Origin of the sequence: Pseudoalteromonas sp. UBA6610 (genome assembly GCF_002433295.1) — a bacterium.
Classification (GTDB): Bacteria; Pseudomonadota; Gammaproteobacteria; order Enterobacterales; family Alteromonadaceae; genus Pseudoalteromonas; species Pseudoalteromonas atlantica.
This window is the reverse complement of the sequence record NZ_DJHW01000099.1, coordinates 1-3655: the sequence shown is the minus strand read 5'-3', so window position 1 is coordinate 3655 and position 3655 is coordinate 1. Positions and strand designations below refer to the sequence as shown.

The 3655-nt window shown below is 41.1% G+C and carries 3 protein-coding genes and 2 pseudogenes; 3 read left to right on the top strand and 2 right to left on the bottom strand.

The window, feature by feature from the left end; genetic code table 11:
- Positions 1-4: 4 nt before the first annotated feature.
- Positions 5-331, bottom strand: a complete 327-nt coding sequence (gene trxA / locus B4F91_RS13365) for a thioredoxin TrxA (RefSeq protein WP_008109071.1) — start codon at positions 329-331, stop codon at positions 5-7.
- Between the two features lie 91 nt (positions 332-422).
- Here trxA and B4F91_RS19450 point away from each other — a divergent pair.
- Positions 423-599, top strand: a pseudogene (locus tag B4F91_RS19450) (RNA helicase); the annotation flags it as partial.
- Here the strand turns inward: B4F91_RS19450 and B4F91_RS13360 are convergent.
- Positions 551-664 (bottom strand): annotated as a pseudogene (locus B4F91_RS13360) (thioredoxin family protein); the annotation flags it as partial. The pseudogenes B4F91_RS19450 and B4F91_RS13360 overlap by 49 nt on opposite strands.
- 91 nt (positions 665-755) lie before the next feature.
- Between B4F91_RS13360 and rhlB the strand changes: the two are divergent.
- Complete coding sequence (gene rhlB, locus B4F91_RS13355) at positions 756-2033, top strand: ATP-dependent RNA helicase RhlB (RefSeq protein ID WP_054983731.1); 1278 nt, start codon at positions 756-758, stop codon at positions 2031-2033.
- A gap of 44 nt (positions 2034-2077) precedes the next feature.
- Entirely contained in the window at positions 2078-3571 is a 1494-nt protein-coding gene (gene gppA, locus B4F91_RS13350; protein ID WP_096040975.1) for a guanosine-5'-triphosphate,3'-diphosphate diphosphatase, read from the top strand.
- The last annotated feature ends 84 nt before the right edge of the window (positions 3572-3655 follow it).

The following is a 3655-nucleotide window of genomic DNA, read 5'->3' as shown; positions in this document are numbered from 1 at the left end:
ACACTTAGATGTTGTTTTCTAAAAACTCAACTAATTGTGTTTTTGATAGTGCGCCTACTTTAGTGGCAGCTACTTGGCCGTCTTTGAAAAGTAGTAGTGTAGGGATACCACGAATACCAAACTTAGGTGGTGTACCTGCATTTTGGTCAATGTTTAATTTAGTGATCGTTACACGGCCATCAAATTCATCAGCAACTTCGCTTAGAATTGGGGCGATCATTTTACACGGTCCGCACCATTCTGCCCAAAAGTCTACTAGTACAGGTTTGTCTGATTGTAATACGTCAGCTTCAAAGCTATCGTCGGTAATTTGGATTATTTTCTCGCTCATTGCGCTCTCCGGTTTAGTTAGGCGAAATATTTAGTGCGTATTTAAACACTCTTGTTTCTTATTGCAAGTTTAAACGTTATGCTTAAACGCTATGACTAAGACACATTTGACCGATAAAAAGTTTTCAGACTTTGCTATTGCACCGGAAGTGGTTGCCGGGTTAACCGAAAGTGGGTTTGAATATTGCACACCCATTCAAGCTAAATGCCTACCNNNNATCATTTTACAAGGTCCGCACCACTCAGCCCAAAAATCTACTAGTACAGGCTTGTCTGATTGTAATACGTCAGCTTCAAAGCTATCGTCAGTAATTTGGATTATTTTCTCGCTCATTGCGCTCTCCGATTTAGTTAGGCGAAATATTTAGTGCGTATTTAAACACTCTTGTTTCTTATTGCAAGTTTAAACGTTATGCTTAAACGCTATGACTAAGACACATTTGACCGATAAAAAGTTTTCAGACTTTGCTATCGCACCGGAAGTGGTTGCCGGTTTAACCGAAAGTGGGTTTGAATATTGCACACCCATTCAAGCAAAATGCCTACCTTTTATTTGTGACGGACGCGATATCGCGGGCCAAGCACAAACAGGTACGGGCAAAACGTTGGCGTTTTTAACTGCCACGTGCCATCGGTTATTACAATCTAGCAAAGCACCTAGTAAACATCCAAGAGCCCTGATCATGGCCCCGACTCGGGAGCTTGCGATTCAGATACACAAAGATGCTAAAATTTTAGCGCCGCACTGTAATCTTAACTTAGGTTTAGTATATGGTGGCGAAGATTACGAAAAACAACGTGCACAATTAGAAAAAGGCGTTGATATTTTAATTGGTACTACAGGTCGACTAATCGATTTGTACAAGCAAGGCTGTTACACCCTTAATGAAATTGAGGTAGTTGTGCTTGATGAAGCCGATCGTATGTTCGATTTAGGCTTTATAAAAGACATTCGTTACATGTTCCGCCGCATGCCAGATACAGCAGATAGATTAAACCTATTATTTTCTGCCACGCTTTCTTATCGCGTGCAAGAACTTGCCTTTGAACATATGACCAACCCTGAGCACGTTCAAATCGAGCCAGACGTTAAAACAGGTAAGCGAATTAAAGAAGAGCTATTTCATCCTTCTCAAGAAGATAAAATTAAGCTGCTATTAACTTTAATTGAGGAAGAATGGCCAGACAAAGCCATTGTGTTTGCCAATACAAAGCACAGCTGTGAAACAGTGTATGCCTGGTTAAAAGCCGATGGCCACCGAGTAGGTATGCTCACTGGCGATGTAAACCAGAAAAAACGCCAATCTATATTAGCGCAATTCACCAAAGGCGAATTAGACTTTTTAGTGGCAACCGATGTGGCAGCACGTGGGCTACATATCCCTGAGGTAAGTCATGTATTTAACTTTGACCTGCCAGATGATTGTGAAGATTACGTTCACCGTATAGGCCGTACAGGTCGTGCGGGCGCATCAGGTCATGCAATTAGCTTTGCATGTGAGCAGTACGCTTATAACCTGCATGAAATAGAAGAGTATATAGAGCACAGCATTCCTTTATCACATTATGATAAAACCGCATTGCTAGATGATTTAACAAAGCCTACTATTCAAAGAAAGCGCAACTATTCTACAGGCCCACGTAATCGTAGTAATAATAACGGACGTCGCCCAAATAATAGTTACCAAAAAGGACGGTCGTAACTCGGCCGTTACTGTACGTAGTAGTAACTAGAGGTTTTTGAACGGTGGGGCAATTTAAACCGCAAAAAAATGTGTATGCAGTCATTGATTTAGGCTCAAATAGCTTTCATATGCTAATTGCTAAATCAATTGCTGGCGGCCTACAAACTATAGGCCGCGTTAAACGCAAAGTAAGATTAGCCGCAGGGCTTGATAAAGACAACGTATTAAGCACTGAGGCAATGCAGCGAGGCTGGGAGTGCCTTGCACTTTTTGCTGAGCGCCTACAAGACATTCCAAAACAAAATATAACCATAGTAGCAACGGCCACATTACGTCTTGCGACGAATGCCGATGTTTTCAAAGCACAAGCAGAAAAAATCTTAGGCCATACTATTAATGTAATAAGTGGTGAGCTAGAAGCACGCACTATTTATAAAGGCGTAGCACACACTTCATCATGCACTGGCAAGCAGCTAGTTATTGATATTGGTGGTGCAAGTACCGAAGTCGTTATAGGTAAGGGCTTTGAGGCACTGCACTATAAAAGCTTAAATATGGGGTGTGTTACTTATTTAGAACGCTATTTTAAAGATTGCCAATTAAGTGAAGCAAACTTTAACGCTGCCATCAAAGCTGCCCACGAAGTTATTGATGAAATTGCCCCTGAGTATAAACAAGCAGGTTGGCAAATTGCATCGGGTGCTTCTGGCACGGTGCAAGCCATTCAAGAAATAATGGTTGCGCAACACTTAGATGAACTACTCACTCTAGAAAAGCTAAATAAAATAAAAGAGCAATCAATAACGTTTAGCACTATCGCTGCACTAGACTTACCAGGTCTAAGCGAAGAGCGCAGATTAGTTTTTGTATCTGGTCTAGCTATCTTAATTGCGCTATTTGAATCGCTTGAAATTGAAAAAATGGGATTAGCTGGCGGTGCACTACGCGAAGGTGTGCTTTACAGTATGGTGCCCGAGCTTCATAACAACGACATTCGTAAACGCACTGTTGATGGGTTTATGGACCGTTACCATGTTGATCAAAAGCAAGCTAATCGGGTATCGAGCTTAGTTATTCAACTGGCAGAACAAGTAGGTGAAAGCTGGCCGCTTGTTAGTGAAAATGCGTTGCCGCTTTTAAAAGCCGCAGCACAACTACACGAAATTGGTTTATTAATAGAGTACAAGCAATATCACAAGCACACAGCCTACATTATAGAAAACACCGATATGCCAGGTTTTTCACAATCTGAGCATAAAGTGATTGCAGCTGTTGCCAATGCGCATCGCTCCGATATTCAAAAAGGCAGCTTCGACGTTCTTGGTGCACATAGTACACTTACCCAATACTTAGTTAGGTTATTAAGAATTGCCGTAATATTATCGATGCGCCGACAAGACGACGTACTTCCTAAAATAGAGTTATCTGTAGAAAAAGACACCTTAGACTTAAAGTTTGCCAATAACTGGTTAAAAGAACACCCTCTTATGGCTAGTGAGCTACAACAAGAGTCTAAATTGCAAAGTAAACTCGGTTGGAAACTCATCGTAAACTAATATAAAAGGCCCGTAAGGGCCTTTTTAGTGTTTAAAGTAACCACTTTGCTTCAATTTCACGCGAACAGTCATTTATTTCAAGTT

Bases quoted from the DNA above. Each gene is read 5' to 3' on its own strand.
- trxA (WP_008109071.1), bottom strand. From the start codon at position 331: ATGAGCGAGAAAATAATCCAAATTACCGACGATAGCTTTGAAGCTGAC.
- rhlB (WP_054983731.1), top strand. From the start codon at position 756: ATGACTAAGACACATTTGACCGATAAAAAGTTTTCAGACTTTGCTATC.